A 14,785-nucleotide genomic window follows, 5' to 3' on the forward strand; every position below is an offset into this window, starting at 1 on the left:
CGTCGGACGGGCATCCACTAGGTGGATGTCTGTGTCCGCCTGATGGTAGCTTCGCGTCGAGACATCGTGCAAGGCGGACCGCACAGGACGATCCGGAGGCGCAGGTCGGGACGAGAGGTCGGCGATGGTCACGGAAGCGAGCGGGGTCCGTGCCGTGAGCCGCGCCCTGGACGTTCTGCAGGCGTTCACGCCCGAGCGCACCTCCCTCTCGATCGGCGAGCTCGTCAAGGCCTCGGGGCTCCCTCGCACCACCGTGCTGCGCCTCGTCGAGACCCTCGTCGCCGAGCGCATGCTGCAGCACGTCGCCGACGGCCGCGTCGCCGTCGGCACCCGCCTCATCCGCTGGGGCGCCTTCGCCGCCGCCGCCTGGACCGTGCCCGAGGCGACCGCCGCACGCATGGCCGAGCTGGCCGCCGAGACGGGCGAGACCGTCAGCCTCTACGTGCGGAGCGGCACGACCCGCGTCGTCGTCGCCCAGTCGCCGAGCCCGCACTCGCTGCGGCACGTCGTCCAGGTCGGCGACGAGCTGCCGCTCTGGAAGGGCGCCGCCGGCATGGTGCTGCTGAGCTCGGTCGCGCCGGAGGCGCTCGGCGCCGAGGTCGCGGCGCTGGCCTCCGTGGTCGCCGGGTCGGGTGCCGGTGCCGCGTCCGGAACCGGGGCCGGCTCGGCTGTCGGGTCCGCCGTCGAGGTCGTCGACGAGGAGGCGCTGGTCGCCCGCGTCGAGCAGGCCCGAGCCGCCGGGTGGTCGCTGTCGCACGGCGTCCGCGAGCCGGGCAACAGCGGCATGGCGGTGCGGGTCCCCGGCCGTGACGGAGCCCAGCCCGTGGCGCTGGCGCTCGGCGGCCCCACCAGCCGGTTCGGCGACGAGGCGACCGCGCGGTTCCTCGGGGCGCTGCAGGCCGCCTCCTCGGACATCGCCCGCACCGGGCTGCCGCCCGCCCTCGACTGACCCGGCCCCGGCCCGGGCGACGTCGCCGCGGGTCACCACCCCGACCGACAGGAGCGACGATGCCCCAGCCCGACCCGCAGCAGCCCGAGACCCCCGCCCCCGGGCCCGACCCCCGGCCCGTTGCCTGGCCCGCCGCCGGCGAGCTGCCCGTCGCGACGATCTCGGACGCGATGGAGCGCTTCGGCGTCGCCGACGGCATCCGTCCGCTCTGGCGCGGGGCGGCCCTGTCGGGGCGCGCCTTCACCGTCTGGACCCGCCCCGGCGACAACGCCGGCCTGCACGCCGCGTTCGAGCAGATCAGGAGGGGCGAGATCCTCGTCGTCTCCGGCGGCGGCGACGAGACGCGGGCCCTGATCGGCGAGCTCGTCGCGGAGAAGGCGCTCGCGCTGGGGGTCGGCGGCATCGTGCTCGACGCGGCCGCCCGCGACGTCGTCGAACTGGAGCGCGTCGGGGTCCCCGTGTTCGCTCGAGCCGTCACTCCCGCCGGGCCGTGGAAGACCGGCCCGTACCGACTGGGCGAGACCGTCGCCGTCGGCGGGGTCGCCGTGGCTCCGGGCGACTGGGTCGTCGGCGACGACGACGGCGTGGCGATCGTGCCCGCGGGTCGCGTCGACGACGTGGTCGCGGCGACGCAGGAGCTGCTGCGCGGCGAGGGCGAGCGACGCGAGGCGAACCGGCGGCTGGTGCCGCGTGGCTGAGGGCGGGGCTGACGTGAGCGCGGGCGGCGCCGCCCGGCCCGTCGTCTGGGTGCCGCGTCCGATCCACGACGCGGTGGTCGACTCACTGGCGGAGTGGGCCGACGTGCGCCTCGGCTGGGGCGTGACGGCCGCCTCCTGGGCTGACGTCGCCCCGGAGGTGCAGGGCGTCCTGCTCCGCACCGCCCGCGTCGACGGAGCGATGATGCGCGAGGCCCCGCAGCTGCGGATCGTCGCCCGTCACGGGGTCGGCCTCGACACCGTCGACGTGGCCGCCGCCGCCGAGCTCGGCATCGAGGTCACGACGACGCCCGCGGCGAACAGCCGGTCGGTCGCCGAGCTCGCCGTCGCCCTGCTGATGATCACGCGCCGAGGGCTCGGCCCGGCACTCGCGAGTGCCGATGCGGGAGCCGGAGCCGATCCCCGCGCGGCCGCACCCGGCGACCGCGCGTCGATGACCGGTCGTGAGCTCTCCGGAGCCACCCTCGGCCTCCTCGGCTACGGCCGCATCGCGCAGCTCGTCGCCGGCATCGCCCGCGACGGACTCGGCATGCGCGTCGTCGCGCACGACCCGCATCTCGATGACGAGGCGATCCGCGAGGCCGGAGCCGAGCCGGCTGGTCTCGACGACCTGCTCCGCACCTCCGACGCCCTCACCGTCCACGTGCCCCTCACCGACGCGACCCGAGGCCTCATCTCGGCCCGCGAGCTGGCGCTGCTCCCCGCGGGAGCGGTCGTGGTCAACACCTCACGCGGAGGCGTCGTCGACGAGGAGGCGCTGGTCGCAGCCCTGGAGTCCGGTCACCTCGCGGGAGTCGGTCTCGACGTCACCTCGGTCGAGCCTCTGCCCGGCGACCATCCCCTGCGGCACCGCCCCGACGTCGTGCTCACGCCGCACGTCGGCGGCCAGACCCGCGAGGCGATGTCCCGCGTCGGCCACGAGGCCGCCGCCCACCTGCGCCGGGTCCTCCTCTCGCCGCGCTGAACCGGCCGTAAGTGCTGCCCTCCACCCCCTCAAGAGCACTTCTTGCCGGTTCACCGCGCGACTGGTCAGATACTGCTGTCCTCGACCCCATGAAGAGCACTTTCTGACCACTCGACCCCAGCGCGGGTGACCGGCGCTGGACGAGAGTCCCTGAATCGACCTCCCCGCACCTCCCGAGGTCGATCTGGGGCCTCTGATCCACCACGCCCCGCGCGTGGTCCGGATCAGGTCCTTCGGCAGCCCTCCCAGAGCGCTTCCTGCCGGCCCACCACCGAGTGGTCAGAAACCGTCCTCCACGACCCCCCGAACGACAGTTCCTGACCACTCGACCCCATGCGACGAGCGACGCCGACTAGCCGACGGCCGAGATCAGGCCCGTGGCGAGCAGAGTGATCAGCGTGGTCCAGACGACGATGGCGACGGCCTGCCACAGGATCACCCACCCCTTCGGCACTCCCGACCCGACGAACGTCGCCGCCGTGAACATGGTGGGCAGTGCCAACGGGGCCAGGAGGCTCGCCCCGGGCACCCCGAACTTCACCAGCCAGCGTCGCAGCCGCGCCTTGCCCTTCTTCTCCGGCACCGCCTCCGTCGGCTCGACCGACCCGGCCGCGACCGGGTCGGGAGCAGCGCCGGGAGCCGGAGTCGACACGGTCGCCCCGGCCGACCCAGGAGCGGCGGCGTAGGCGACCGAACCGCCACCGGTCGCAGCGGTGCCGACACCGACGCCCGTGGCCGACGGCCTCGCATCCGAGGCTCCGGCCGACGCTGCACCGCGACCGGAACGCCTCCGCACGAGCGCCTCCCTGATCCGCGACCCCAGCAGCACCACGATCACGACGCACAGCAGGTTGCCGACGATCCCGGCGAGCGCCGCGACGACAGGGTGCACGCCGCCGATGATGCCGAGCGCGGCCGACCCTTCGCCCTCGATGAACGGGACGGCTCCGGCGAGCACGATGACGAGCGGCTGAACGACCTCGGGCACCTGGCCGACGAGGTCCTGGAACCAGGCGAACGGTCCGCCGGAGTTCGCGGCGGCCGAGGTGCCGGCAGCCGAGGAGGCGGTGTGGACGAAGAAGGACATGGCGGTCTCCAGAGGTGGGGGTCGTCAGGACGAGAAGAGGGGGAAGAGGGGTGAGGAAGGGGGACGGGAGCGGGAAGCAGGAGCGGCGGCTCAGTCGCGCAGCGACGGCAGCACGACGCTGACGAACAGCGAGTTCGAGAGCACGGCGGCGGCGACCGCGGCAGCCGACGCAGCCACGGCCTCGCCGGTGGCGGCGGCGCCCCACTCCCCGCGCTGCAGCTGCTGCCCGCGCGTGTAGAGGGCACCCGACCACGGCAGGTCGCGATGCAGCGCCGGCAACGCGCCGCTGGCCGAGAGCAGGGCGGCGAGCGCCCCTGACCGCGGTGACGGCTCCTGGTCGTCGAGCAGCACCGGCCGCACGAGGTCGAGCAACTCGTCGCGTCGCCCGGTGCCGCCGTCGACGAGCGCCGTGGTCGGGATGAACCCGAGGGTCTTGCGGCTCTCGCGGCGGAGCGTGCCCCGCTCGACGACGCGGTCGATCACGGGCCCGCGCAGCCGCGGGCCGATCTCGAGCAGCAGGGACCGCAAGTCGGTCGGCTTGTCGGCGAGGCGCTGCCAGGTGGTCGCGAGCAGCGGGTCGGTCGGCTCATGCCCTTCGACGGCGTGGACGAGTCGCCCCCGGAGCCCCGACCCGTGCTCGTCGACGGTGACCGCCCCGTCGAGGGCCAGCTCGGTGAGGACGGCGCCGGCCAGGGTGTGCAGCAGGGGCGTGCCCTCCGCGCGGATCGTGCCCGAGTCCGGGTCGAAGAGCAGCACGAGCACGTCCTCGGCGAGCAAAGGCGAGGTGTCGAGGGAGGCGCGGGTGGAGTCGGTCTCGGTCATGGTCGTGTCCTCGGGTCGAGTTCGGGTGCGGGTGCGGGTGCGGGTGCGGGTGCGGGTCCAGGCGAGGGTGCAGGTCCGGGTCCGGGTCCAGGTCCAGGTCCAGGCGCCGGCGCCGCGCGCTCCGCCGCGTCCAGCGCGGCCTCGAGCGCCTCCAGGTCGTCGGACTTGCCTGCCGAGACGAGGTAGGCGCGGTAGAGCACCTCGAGCTGGGCCTGGTTGTAGAGCTCGGTGACGGCGGCGCCGACGGTGGCCGTCGAGGTCGCGGAACCGTGTTCGGCGTGCCCGTCCGGGTCGGCCAGCCACGGGTACTGCTCGAAGAGCCGGCCCATGCCCGGCGCCAGCGCCGCGCCGAGGCGACGTCGGGTCGCCCGATCGGCGTCGGCGGGCAGCGCGTCGAAGGCGTCGTCGTCGGAGGTGCGGGGCTCGTCCCGCAGGATCGTCCGGAGGTCGTCCATCGCCGGCTCGTCGAAGACCCGCGACCAGATCATGACGAGTGCCCGGTCGGCCTCGCTGAGGTGGCCGCCGACCTCGCCGAACCCGGCGGGCAGGTCGACAGGCGCACGGTGCTGCAGGATCAGCGCGAGCTCGCCGCGGATGCGCTGCAGCCGCTCGATGGTGGCCTCCAGCTCGGAGTCGAGCACGCGCAGAGCCGCATCGGGTTCGTCACCCGCACCACCGACCGCCTGGATCTGGGCCAGCGGCACGCCGAGGTCGGTGAGCCGGGTGATCTGCAGCAGGCGGACGAGGTGCCGCACCTCGTACTGCTTGCAGCCGTTGCTGAGCCGTTCCGGCTCTTCGAGCAGCCCGAGCTGGTGGTAGTAGCGGACGCTCTTGACCGTGGTCCCGGCCATCTCGGCCAGTTGGCGGGTGCTCCAGGCCACGGGCGCCTCCTCGGCGGTCTAGTCGCCGGCGCTCGCCGCCGACTACTCACAAGTAGAAACCGTGCCCCTGGGGCAAGGTCAAGCGACCGAGGAGAAGTCGCCGACCGGTCGAGCCCGCCCTCAGCCGAGTGGTCGAGAACGGTCTTCCGCCGACCGGAGGAGAACCGCTCCTGACCACTCGACGACGCCCGTCGGCGACACATGTCACCCCCGCTACACCTGTCGTCCACATCCCCCTGCTCTGATGCCCGAGGCCCGCCCCTGAACGAGGGGCGGCGCCTCCACGATCACGAAGGACCAGGATGACCACCACCCCCACCGCCGCACGACGCCCGCGCCACCGCGCCCGCGTCGCCGCGGCGCTCCTGCTCGTCACGGCCACCGCCGTCGGAGCCACGAGCACCGCCACGTCGGCCCGCGCCGACGACGCCGTCCCGCTGCTGACCACCGAGTCGACGGCGTGGAGCTACCTCGAGACCGGGGTCGACCCGTCCGCCGGCAGCGCCGACCCGCTCAGCTGGACCGGCGACGACTACGACGACTCGGACTGGAAGACCGCCCAGGGCAGCTTCGGCGCCAAGAGCGGCAAGGCGACCGGCATGGGCGGCGGCTACGCCGTCGACACCCTGCTGCAGCAGTACCTGCCGGGCGGCACCGTCGACGTGCCGACCTACTTCTTCCGCAGCTCCCTCGACCTCACCGCCGACCAGCTCGCGGGCTGGAAGTCGCTGACCGCCGACGTCGTCTACGACGATGCGCTCGTCGTCTACGTGAACGGCACGAAGGTCGTCGGCTACGAGGACTCCCGCGTCGCCGAGCACGACGGCAACGTCGGCTACGCGGGCGACGGCGGCGGCGACCCCGACCGCTCGACGTTCACGATCGACCCGGCCTTGCTGCACGCGGGCGAGAACACCGTCTCGGTCGCGCTCTACCAGGACCGCTCGACCAGCTCGGACATCTACTTCGACTTCCTCTCGTTGACCCCCGTCTCGGCGAGCGCCGAGGCCACCATCAGCGACGTGTTCCTCAACATCGGGGCCGACGAGTCGCAGCGTGCCGTGTCGTGGTACTCCGACTCGACGAGCGCCGAGGAGGCGCAGCTCGCGCTGACGAAGGACGTGACGGACGGCGCCTTCCCGGCCCGCGCCTCCTCGTTCCCCTCCACCAGCGGAACCGCGACCGACGGCCAGAACTGGCACCACGCGACGCTGACCAGCCTCGTGCCGAGCACCTCGTACAGCTACCGCGTGGGCAGCGAGGCCGACGGCTGGTCGGACACCTGGACCTTCGAGACGCAGGCGACCGGCGACTACGGCTTCCTGTTCATCGGCGACGCGCAGATCGGTGCGGGCGAGACGGTACGCGACACGGCCGGTTGGGTCGAGACGATGGGCACCGCGTCGGGGGCGTTCCCCGACACGAGCTTCGTGCTGAGCGCGGGCGACCAGGTCAACACGGCGTCGAACGAGCTGCAGTACGACGGGTTCCTCGCGCCGTCGCAGACGAAGACGCTGCCGTTCGCGACCAACATCGGCAACCACGACGTCGCGAGCAAGGCATATGAGCAGCACTTCGCGATGCCGAACGTCAGCGAGACGGCGGGCCGTCCCGACGCGAACCGTGCCGGTGGCGACTACTGGTTCATCTACCAGGACACGCTCTACATCTCGTTCAACTCGAACGACCGTGACGACGCCGGCCACGCCGACTTCGCGCGGAAGGTCATCGCCGAGCACGGCGACGAGGCCCGCTGGACCATCGTCACGTTCCATCACTCGGTCTACAGCGTCGCGTCGCACGCGACCGACAGCGACATCGTCACGCGCCGCGCCGAGCTGCCCCCGGTGATGAGCGAGCTCGACGTCGACCTGGTGCTGATGGGCCACGACCACGTGTACGTCCGCAGCTACCTGATGAGCGGCACGACGCCGGTGCACACCGACGAGCCGGTCGACGGCACGGTCACGCCCGAAGGCGACGAGGTGCTCTACGTCACGGCGAACTCGTCGAGCGGCAGCAAGTACTACGACATCCAGTCACAGGACTTCGCCTTCAGCGCCGTGCAGAACCAGGAGTACACGCCGAACTTCACCAACGTCGAGGTCACGGCCGACTCCATCGCGATGACGACGTACCGCACGGCGGACATGACCGTCGTCGACCAGGTGACGCTGTCGCGTCCGGCCGACCCGACGGAGCCTCCCGTCGACCCGACCGACCCGACCACGCCGCCGGTCGACCCGACGACGCCTCCGGTGGACCCGACGACACCGCCCGTCGACCCGGGCACCGGGGAGCCCACGGCGGTGCCGCTCTCCGAGCTGACGGAGGCGACGCACACGCTGGTCGTCACCGCCGTCGACGAGGCGGAGGGCACGCTCACGGCGACCGTCCCGCGTCGCCTGGCCGGTGCGGCGCTCGACTGGTTCGTCCACTCGGAGCCCGTCTACCTCGGTGACGACCCGAGCGACGACGACGGGGTGCTCACGCTGCGCCTCCCCGAGGGCCTCGGAGCCGGCACCCACACCCTCGTCGGCCAGACCGACGCCACGGGAGCCGAGACCTGGGGCACCTTCGAGCTGACCGCCGCGTCCGACCCGCTGCCGGGCACGCCTGGCGCTGGCACCGGTGCGGGCGCAGGTGCAGGCGCAGGCACGTCGGCCGGAGGCTCGACCGACACGGCGCGGGCCGACGGCGCGCTCGCCTTCACCGGCAGCGACGCCCTCCCCCTCGCCGCGGGAGCCCTGCTGGTGCTGCTCGCCGGCCTGGCGCTCGTCGTGAGGGCCCGCCGCCGCCGCGCGTAGCGTCGGCGCCCTCCCTCGAGAGGCCCCAAATCGACCTCCGATCCCCTCGGAACGTCGATTCGGGGCCTCTCGTCCGTTCGCCCCGCGGTGAACGGTGCCAACGGTCCTCCGGGTGCTCCGAGAGAGCACTTTCTGCCGGTTCAGCATCGAACTACAAGGCAGAACACCTCGGGCGAAGGAGGCATCACAGCCGAAGCCAACAGGCACGATCCTCCGTCACCGCCAAGAGCGTGTTTTTGTCGGACCGACCCGGCTGGGCTCGCGCCCCTCTCTGGGGCCATGGCTGCATAAGTTCATCCCTTAACGTATGTGAGCATTATTCGTTGAGATAGCTCAAATTCATTCAGGGGGATGACACATGCACACGACAGCGACATCGCAGCCACGCGACGCAGTCCTGCGACGGGCGGGGGCGACGTGGACGAGCTGAGGGCCGTCGTCGGCCCGACGCCGCGCTCGGGCCACGGCGAGTGCTTCATCTGGAAAAGCGGGACAGATGTCGTCGCGGTCGATGCCGGGGGCGCGGGGCCAGTGGGCAGGCACGCAGGCCAGCACCGACCGCACATCCTGATCCTCAGTCACGACGACAACGACCACATCAGGGGCGCTGTCTCTCTGATCGTTGCTGCTGGAGATCAGCTCCGAGAATTGTGGGTCCCCGCCGAGTGGGCAATCCTGGTGAAGCAACTAGCCGACTCCAGTCCCGACGCGATGCTCCCGCAGGACGACGGCCTCGTAAATATCCGCGATGTCGAGACCGAACTCGGGAGTTGGCTGTCGGAGTTGCGACAGGAAGAAGAATTCGCAGCGGGCCAGCTCAGAGCAACAATCTCGTCAGCTGAGCTCACTCTTGCGGCGTGGACAACGGCCGGATCCTCTGCAGGGGACGGCTTCCGCCTTGTCGACGAGTCGGGCTCTTTTCGGCAATGGTACGGCGCCAAGGATCTTGCCGAAATTCTCGACCGGGTCCGGAAGCGAGCCAAGCCCCTCCTCGCCATCTTCTCGGCGGCGTTGGCGCAGGGCCTACGCATAAAATTCTTCTCGATCGACCGCGCGCTCGCGCGAGGCGGCACCCCGTGGATGACTGCCGGGCAGCCCGGCGTGGCGACGTTCGCGAACGCCCTCGAGGCCCCACACGCCCTCGCTGTCCGCATGCCCCCTGGCCTCCCTCGCACATACGCGCTCACCCGGATCACCGTTCAGAACCGCCGGGCGCTGTGCTCGCTGCTCTGGAGGGCTCCACACACCCCCGACAACGGCGTCCTGATATGGAGCGACACCGACGGCAACTGGCTGGACCATCTCGCACCGTCAGCGGTGACGCAACTGGCGAAGTCCCTGTCAGCTACTTCAGCACCCCATCATGCTTCGGGTAACTCAGCACATGACCGGGTCTGGCAGACGCTCGCCAGGGCGCGGGCGGACCTCGTCATGACTAGTGCAGGGGGCCAAAAGAACCAGTCGTACCGTGCGGACTACGACGTCCTCGCCGCGAGGCGCTGCTGCACGTGGTGCCGGCCCAATCACCCGGCTTACCAAGAGGTCGTCGCCATCTCCGCCGGGAAGAGGGCGATGCAGTTGAAGACGACATGCCTTGTCCAGCACTAGAGCAAAAGTCTCCGCGACGACCCGGCCCGCCCCTGATGACGGACAGTGCCTCAGGCGAAGCAGGCGCCCGTCTCGTGCCCGAGGAACATCCACATCCACGTCAGCGCCAGCCCCGACGTCAGCCCCGGAGCCTTCTGCGCGAGCTGCGTCGCGACCCCGTCGCTGTAGGCAAAGAGCTTGAGCGCCACCTCCGACGCACGATCGGGGGCCCCTCGTCCGGGCCAGCAGCCCCGACACCGTCCAGACCAGCGGCCCCGGCACCGTCCGGACGCGCAGCCCCAGCCCCAGCTCCGAGTGCCGGAAACGCACCCGACTCCGCCCCGCGCCGCAGCGTCCGCGTGAGGCACGCCTCCTAGACGCGGATCCGCTCGACGTACTCCGCGGCGACCGCGGGCTTCCGCGCTACCGCGGTCCAGGAGTCCAACCAGAGCCGCCAATGCTCCTCGCTCGCGTCCGTCGCGGCGAAGAGCGACTCGACGAGCATCCGCACGCCCGCAACCGTGTCCGGCTCGGCGTCGACGGCCTCAATGATCGACGAGGAGAAGCGCGCCGTCTCGAGCACGACCACCTCGTGCAGGATCTCCGCGACGCTCTCGAAGTGGTAGGTCACCGTGCTCACCGAGATGCCCGCCTCCCCGCGATGTCGCGCAGCCGCGGGCCGCCGAGCCCCTCGCGCAGGATCACGCCGCGCGCCGCCTCCACGGTCAGGTCCCGCCGCACGGCCGGCTTCTGCCGCCCGCCGCCCGCGGCACCAGCACCCGCCGAGGAGGTGCGAGCCCGGTCGCCGACGCCGCTCACGCCGCCATCCCCTGGATGTGCTCGATCGAGTAGATGGCGTCGGCGGCGGTGAAGCGCCGTCCGCCATGGAACGTGACGCCCTGGCGCAGGCGGAAGGTCCAGCTGACGCCGTCGGGGGTGGCAGTCGCCGGAACGGCAAGAACGGCTGGCCGCTCTGCGGGAGCTGCGCGCGGATTTAGCCCTGTCCGGGAGGCGGCGTCCGCCGCCTCCCGGATGCCCGACGTGAACTAACCTCAAAACACCAGCCACAGGTTGATCTTCATCGATTTGGGCAAAAGGCGAGGCCAGAGCACAGTGCTGAGACTCAGCACCGAGGGGGAACGATGCAGTTCAAGATTCAAGGCGCCAAGATCGAGCTTGATCCCGAGACGATAGTTGGGGCGGTCCGTGGGGTCGAGCCTGAGGAGTTGACGAAGTATTTCGTCGCCATCGAGGGCCGACGGTACCCCGTCAAGCAGGCTCTCGCAGCCGCGAGTGGGATGCCGCGGGGGCATTTCGGGTCCAAGCTCGCTCGATCCGTACTGCAAGACCTCGGGTTCGACATCGGCGATCTCGCGCCGGCTTCTCGGGTCCGAGTCGGTGGCAGCACCCGCGAATTCGCCGGCGTGCAGTGGGGCCTGGCTGAGTCTGAGGACGGCTACATGCAAGCGACCTCGGGCAAGCTCCATCTGCCTTCCTGCCGCCATGGCGTGTCGACATCTCCGCGAACGTGGACAGCTGAGGAAGCTCTTGAGGCGTGGTCCGAAGCACCGGGTGGAACAGAGCTCAGATCTCAGGCCGACCCAGGCTGGTGCTCGGACTGTTCCGCAATTCGAGGAATCGACGATGAGGGGCCCGCCCTTGACGACGGGCCCGCCGGCCGGGCAGAGCGTCAAGCGATAGCTCGTGCAGCCAGCATCGTCCTCGACCGCGGGCTTCGAGGTGCCGCCTCGGTCTTCGACGATCGGACCGTGACGTGGACTCGAGAGACTGCGTTGCAGCTCAGAAGCGTCATGGACGAGCCAGGTGGCGATGACTCCTTCCTCGTCCAACTCACTCGGCAGCTCAGCGAGCAGCCCAGAGCCGTCGTGTTGTTGGCGGCAGAGCTCTTCTTCGTGCAGCGCCTGCCCACGATGAGCGTCCGTTCCGACACGAAGACGCGGATGATCCAGGACATCCTCAACGTGCTGCCTGACGCCCCGCCCGTCCCAGACGTCGTCGTCGACGCGCTGGAGACTCGACCCATCTTCAAGGGCGGCCAGGGTTACAACCAGCAGGTCCCGCAGCACATCCGATGGCTGTGCAACTTCATCGAACATTGGGACGCTCTGTCGAGTGACGATCGGGCTGCAGCCCTTGATGATCCTTGGGTGTTCCGGGCCCGCACAGGCGAGACAGAACTCGATGCGGCTCCCGTACGAAGCGCGCTCCTGGCCATGACCTGGCCCACCTACTTCGAGGGCATAATCCGGACGGCGGACAAGGAATGGATTCGCGACGCCTTCGCGGCTGCACTTCCCCACGAGTTCGATCTCGCGGATGCGGACCGTGCGCTCCTCGCCCTTCGCGACCGTTTTGACCCCACCGGCCAACTCGACATCGACTGGTACTCGGAACCATGGTCACCGGAGTGGAGGCTGCGCCCGCCCGAGCAGAAGAGGCGGGGATGGGTGATGTCAGACGCAGCACCCGGCGAATCACTTGTGTGTCCCGCAACGGACTTCGATACGACGGGGCTGGTGCAGCGATCGGAGATCCGGACGGTCGCTCTGAGATCCTGGGATGACTCGACCCCAATCTCCGAAACTCTGTCTCAGGTTGCAGACGCAGTTGCCTTCCTCTCGACGATGAACCAGGAGGACGAGGTCTTTGTTGAGACTGAGGACGGCATCGCAGCGGGTCAGGTCGGGCCTCTCAGCCTCGATCGATCGCGGAGCGTCGCGTGGGGTGACGTCCTGCCGCTTGACCAGGTGCCCGGTTCGGTTCTTGACGCGCTCAGGAGCAAACCGATCATCAGCGAGGTGCTGTTCCTGACGCCAGAGCCCGATGACAAGGAACAGGCAGAGGCCGTGTCGCAGAAGGAGCTTCGCCTGCCCCGGGCGACCATCGAGCTAGCCGCCCGGCTCCACTACGACCGCCCCTGGCTCGACGACGTCGTCGACCTCCTTGAAGAGCGTCGCCAGCTGATCTTCTTCGGGCCTCCCGGCACCGGCAAGACGTATCTCGCACGCGCTCTGGCCGACTTCATCGCTCCTGCCGGCGCGATGCGCATCGTCCAGTTCCACCCGTCTTACGCATACGAGGACTTCTTCGAGGGCTTCCGTCCGACCGTGGACGCGAACGGCACCGCGACCTTCCGGCTGGCTCCCGGTCCCGTTCGGCTCCTGGCGGAGGCTGCGGTGGCGAACCCGACGGTGCCGCACGTGCTCATCATCGATGAGATCAACCGAGCGAACATCGCCAAGGTCTTCGGTGAGCTCTACCTGCTCCTCGAGTACCGGGACGCAAAGGTCTCGCTGCAGTACTCCCCCGAGGAAGACTTCCGTCTGCCCGAGAACCTTTTCGTCATCGGGACGATGAACACGGCAGACCGCTCGATCTCTCTCGTCGACGCTGCCATTCGGCGCCGCTTCTCCTTCGTCGAGCTTCACCCCGCGGAGGAGCCGGTGCGCGGCCTGATCGACCGGTGGTCGGTGGCCGAGGGACATGCCGTCACTCGTGGATCGCTCCTCCGAGAGCTGAACCACCGGATAGGCGAAGTCGATCGTGACTTCCAGATCGGCCCGTCGTACCTGATGGGCAGAAGCGCGCGAACGACAGCCGGGTTGACACGGATCTGGGAGCACGACATCTTGCCGTTGCTCGACGAGCACTACTACGGCCGCTTCAGCCGCAGCGAGGTGCGGGAGAAGTTCGGGCTCAACGCGCTTGAACCAGCCGAAGATATCCTCGTCGACGCGCAGGACAACGAGACGGAGCTCGGCGAGGCGCAGACGACGTGACCCGCCTCGAGATGCCCGAGAACGGCGGTTGGACGCAAGCGCCTTTCGCAGCGGGCGTGCTCGAGCAGGCGTGCATGACGGGCCTCATCGAGTCCAAGCTGACTTCTACGGGAGCACAGGTGAAGCCGCAGCTGAACCACGTCGGCTCGGTCGCGATCGGAACGGACGAATTCGTCGTGCAGCCCAAGGCGCCCTTCGCATCCGTCTTGTTCATGCTCGGGTACGCGTCCGATCCTGGATTCCGTCCAGAGGAGGTATCCGGTGCAGGCGACTCCCTAGTCCCTGCCGTGGCGGAGACGTACGCCCGCCTGATGGAGCGTGCCCTGGGGCGTGGCGTGCTGCAGGGCTATCGACGCCTCGACGAGAGTGCAGTGACGGTGAGAGGCCGCATCCGATTCTCGGATCAGATGTCCCGACGCGGCGGTCAGCTCCTGCCCGTCGAACTCACCGTCGACGACTACACGACCGACATCGCTGAGAATCAGCTTCTCCGGGGAGCGGCTCATGTCCTGATGTCGCTCTCCCGGCTCCCCATCGACGCACGCCGTCGCCTAGTCGATCTCGACAGCCAGCTCACATCCGTCTCCTTCCTACCTTCAGGCCGAGCACGCCCCTCGTGGCAACCATCTCGACTCAACGAGCGCTATCAGCCCGCCCTGCACTTCGCGGAATTGGTCCTGGATCGGCTAGCCCCGACGCAAACGGACGCCGGAGTCCCCGTCGCATCGTTCGTCGTCAACATGGCCGAGGCCTTCGAGGGTTTTGTCACTGCAGCCCTTGAGGCGGCATTCGCCAAAGTCTCGCCCGGAGTCAGCGTCGGCCAGTATCCGACTCATCTCGACGATGAGCGTCGACAGCCGATCCGTCCCGACTTCGTCCACACCGTAGGAGGCGTCCCCACCGTCGTCATGGATGCCAAGTACAAGACCGGCGCGCCTCGCCCCGAGGACCTCTACCAAATACTCGCGTACTGCACTGTGCTCGGTCTCACGGAGGGCACGCTCATCTATGTCGCCGGCGACGAGCCGGGTCACGACAGAATTGCGACCGTCCGTCGGTCGGGCGTCACCATCCGCACGGCGCGGCTGGACGTCGCAGTGAAGCCCGAACAGATGCTCGTGCAGCTCGGCCACTTGGCGGGCCGCTTCGCCAGTGCTCCGGCCTGAGATCGC

14 protein-coding genes are annotated in these 14,785 nt (G+C 69.9%); 7 read left to right on the forward strand and 7 right to left on the reverse strand.

All coding sequences use genetic code 11. The features are described 5' to 3' along the window. Nucleotides 1-124 precede the first annotated feature (124 nt). Genes ACZZ97_RS07985 through ACZZ97_RS07995 form a run of 3 tightly spaced genes read left to right on the forward strand, consistent with a single transcriptional unit; the run spans nucleotide 125 to nucleotide 2,629 of the window. Nucleotides 125-949, forward strand: coding sequence for an IclR family transcriptional regulator (locus ACZZ97_RS07985; protein WP_463472803.1), 825 nt, complete (start codon nucleotides 125-127; stop codon nucleotides 947-949). Between the two features lie 59 nt (nucleotides 950-1,008). Beyond that, nucleotides 1,009-1,647, forward strand: a complete 639-nt coding sequence (locus ACZZ97_RS07990; protein WP_463472804.1) for an RraA family protein — start codon at nucleotides 1,009-1,011, stop codon at nucleotides 1,645-1,647. Between the two features lie 13 nt (nucleotides 1,648-1,660). Next, nucleotides 1,661-2,629: a hydroxyacid dehydrogenase gene (locus ACZZ97_RS07995; protein WP_463472805.1), complete on the forward strand. Its 969-nt coding sequence runs from the start codon at nucleotides 1,661-1,663 to the stop codon at nucleotides 2,627-2,629. A gap of 352 nt (nucleotides 2,630-2,981) precedes the next feature. On the opposite strand, the gene ACZZ97_RS08000 is transcribed toward ACZZ97_RS07995, so the two are convergent. The 3 genes from ACZZ97_RS08000 to ACZZ97_RS08010 form a co-directional block, all read right to left on the reverse strand. Further along, nucleotides 2,982-3,716, reverse strand: a complete 735-nt coding sequence (locus tag ACZZ97_RS08000) for a small multidrug efflux protein (protein WP_463472806.1) — start codon at nucleotides 3,714-3,716, stop codon at nucleotides 2,982-2,984. A 90-nt stretch (nucleotides 3,717-3,806) separates the two neighbouring features. Continuing rightward, on the reverse strand, nucleotides 3,807-4,538 hold the full coding sequence (locus ACZZ97_RS08005; RefSeq protein ID WP_463472807.1) for a GOLPH3/VPS74 family protein: 732 nt from the start codon (nucleotides 4,536-4,538) through the stop codon (nucleotides 3,807-3,809). Further along, on the reverse strand, nucleotides 4,535-5,419 hold the full coding sequence (locus tag ACZZ97_RS08010) for a helix-turn-helix domain-containing protein (protein ID WP_463472808.1): 885 nt from the start codon (nucleotides 5,417-5,419) through the stop codon (nucleotides 4,535-4,537). The genes ACZZ97_RS08005 and ACZZ97_RS08010 overlap by 4 nt, the downstream gene beginning before the upstream one ends. A 302-nt stretch (nucleotides 5,420-5,721) precedes the next feature. Between ACZZ97_RS08010 and ACZZ97_RS08015 the strand changes: the two genes are divergently transcribed. Together ACZZ97_RS08015 and ACZZ97_RS08020 are read left to right on the forward strand one after the other, a co-directional pair. Next, on the forward strand, nucleotides 5,722-8,226 hold the full coding sequence (locus ACZZ97_RS08015; RefSeq protein WP_463472809.1) for a purple acid phosphatase family protein: 2,505 nt from the start codon (nucleotides 5,722-5,724) through the stop codon (nucleotides 8,224-8,226). Between the two features lie 417 nt (nucleotides 8,227-8,643). Beyond that, complete coding sequence (locus ACZZ97_RS08020; protein ID WP_463472810.1) at nucleotides 8,644-9,834, forward strand: hypothetical protein; 1,191 nt, start codon at nucleotides 8,644-8,646, stop codon at nucleotides 9,832-9,834. Between the two features lie 50 nt (nucleotides 9,835-9,884). On the opposite strand, the gene ACZZ97_RS08025 is transcribed toward ACZZ97_RS08020, so the two are convergent. The 4 genes from ACZZ97_RS08025 to ACZZ97_RS08040 all read right to left on the reverse strand — a co-directional run bounded on the left by ACZZ97_RS08025 (nucleotide 9,885) and on the right by ACZZ97_RS08040 (nucleotide 10,847). Continuing rightward, complete coding sequence (locus ACZZ97_RS08025; RefSeq protein ID WP_463472811.1) at nucleotides 9,885-10,022, reverse strand: hypothetical protein; 138 nt, start codon at nucleotides 10,020-10,022, stop codon at nucleotides 9,885-9,887. Nucleotides 10,023-10,186: 164 nt separating this feature from the next. After that, on the reverse strand, nucleotides 10,187-10,453 hold the full coding sequence (locus ACZZ97_RS08030; protein WP_463472812.1) for a TetR/AcrR family transcriptional regulator: 267 nt from the start codon (nucleotides 10,451-10,453) through the stop codon (nucleotides 10,187-10,189). After that, nucleotides 10,450-10,632, reverse strand: coding sequence for a hypothetical protein (locus tag ACZZ97_RS08035; protein ID WP_463472813.1), 183 nt, complete (start codon nucleotides 10,630-10,632; stop codon nucleotides 10,450-10,452). The genes ACZZ97_RS08030 and ACZZ97_RS08035 overlap by 4 nt, the downstream gene beginning before the upstream one ends. Then, on the reverse strand, nucleotides 10,629-10,847 hold the full coding sequence (locus tag ACZZ97_RS08040) for an ABC transporter substrate-binding protein (protein ID WP_463473779.1): 219 nt from the start codon (nucleotides 10,845-10,847) through the stop codon (nucleotides 10,629-10,631). The genes ACZZ97_RS08035 and ACZZ97_RS08040 overlap by 4 nt, the downstream gene beginning before the upstream one ends. Nucleotides 10,848-10,955: 108 nt before the next feature. Here ACZZ97_RS08040 and ACZZ97_RS08045 point away from each other — a divergent pair, with 108 nt between their 5' ends. Continuing rightward, entirely contained in the window at nucleotides 10,956-13,613 is a 2,658-nt protein-coding gene (locus ACZZ97_RS08045; protein WP_463472814.1) for an McrB family protein, read from the forward strand. Next, a complete protein-coding gene (locus ACZZ97_RS08050) occupies nucleotides 13,610-14,779 on the forward strand; it encodes an McrC family protein (protein ID WP_463472815.1) in 1,170 nt (389 codons plus the stop codon). The genes ACZZ97_RS08045 and ACZZ97_RS08050 overlap by 4 nt, the downstream gene beginning before the upstream one ends. The last annotated feature ends 6 nt before the right edge of the window (nucleotides 14,780-14,785 follow it).

It is taken from the genome of Frigoribacterium sp. AC512 (assembly GCF_979258295.1).

Coding starts and splice junctions, on each gene's coding strand:
- ACZZ97_RS08000 (WP_463472806.1), bottom strand. CDS start 3,716: ATGTCCTTCTTCGTCCACACCGCCTCCTCGGCTGCCGGCACCTCGGCC.
- ACZZ97_RS08005 (WP_463472807.1), bottom strand. CDS start 4,538: ATGACCGAGACCGACTCCACCCGCGCCTCCCTCGACACCTCGCCTTTG.
- ACZZ97_RS07985 (WP_463472803.1), top strand. CDS start 125: ATGGTCACGGAAGCGAGCGGGGTCCGTGCCGTGAGCCGCGCCCTGGAC.
- ACZZ97_RS08045 (WP_463472814.1), top strand. CDS start 10,956: ATGCAGTTCAAGATTCAAGGCGCCAAGATCGAGCTTGATCCCGAGACG.
- ACZZ97_RS08015 (WP_463472809.1), top strand. CDS start 5,722: ATGACCACCACCCCCACCGCCGCACGACGCCCGCGCCACCGCGCCCGC.
- ACZZ97_RS07990 (WP_463472804.1), top strand. CDS start 1,009: ATGCCCCAGCCCGACCCGCAGCAGCCCGAGACCCCCGCCCCCGGGCCC.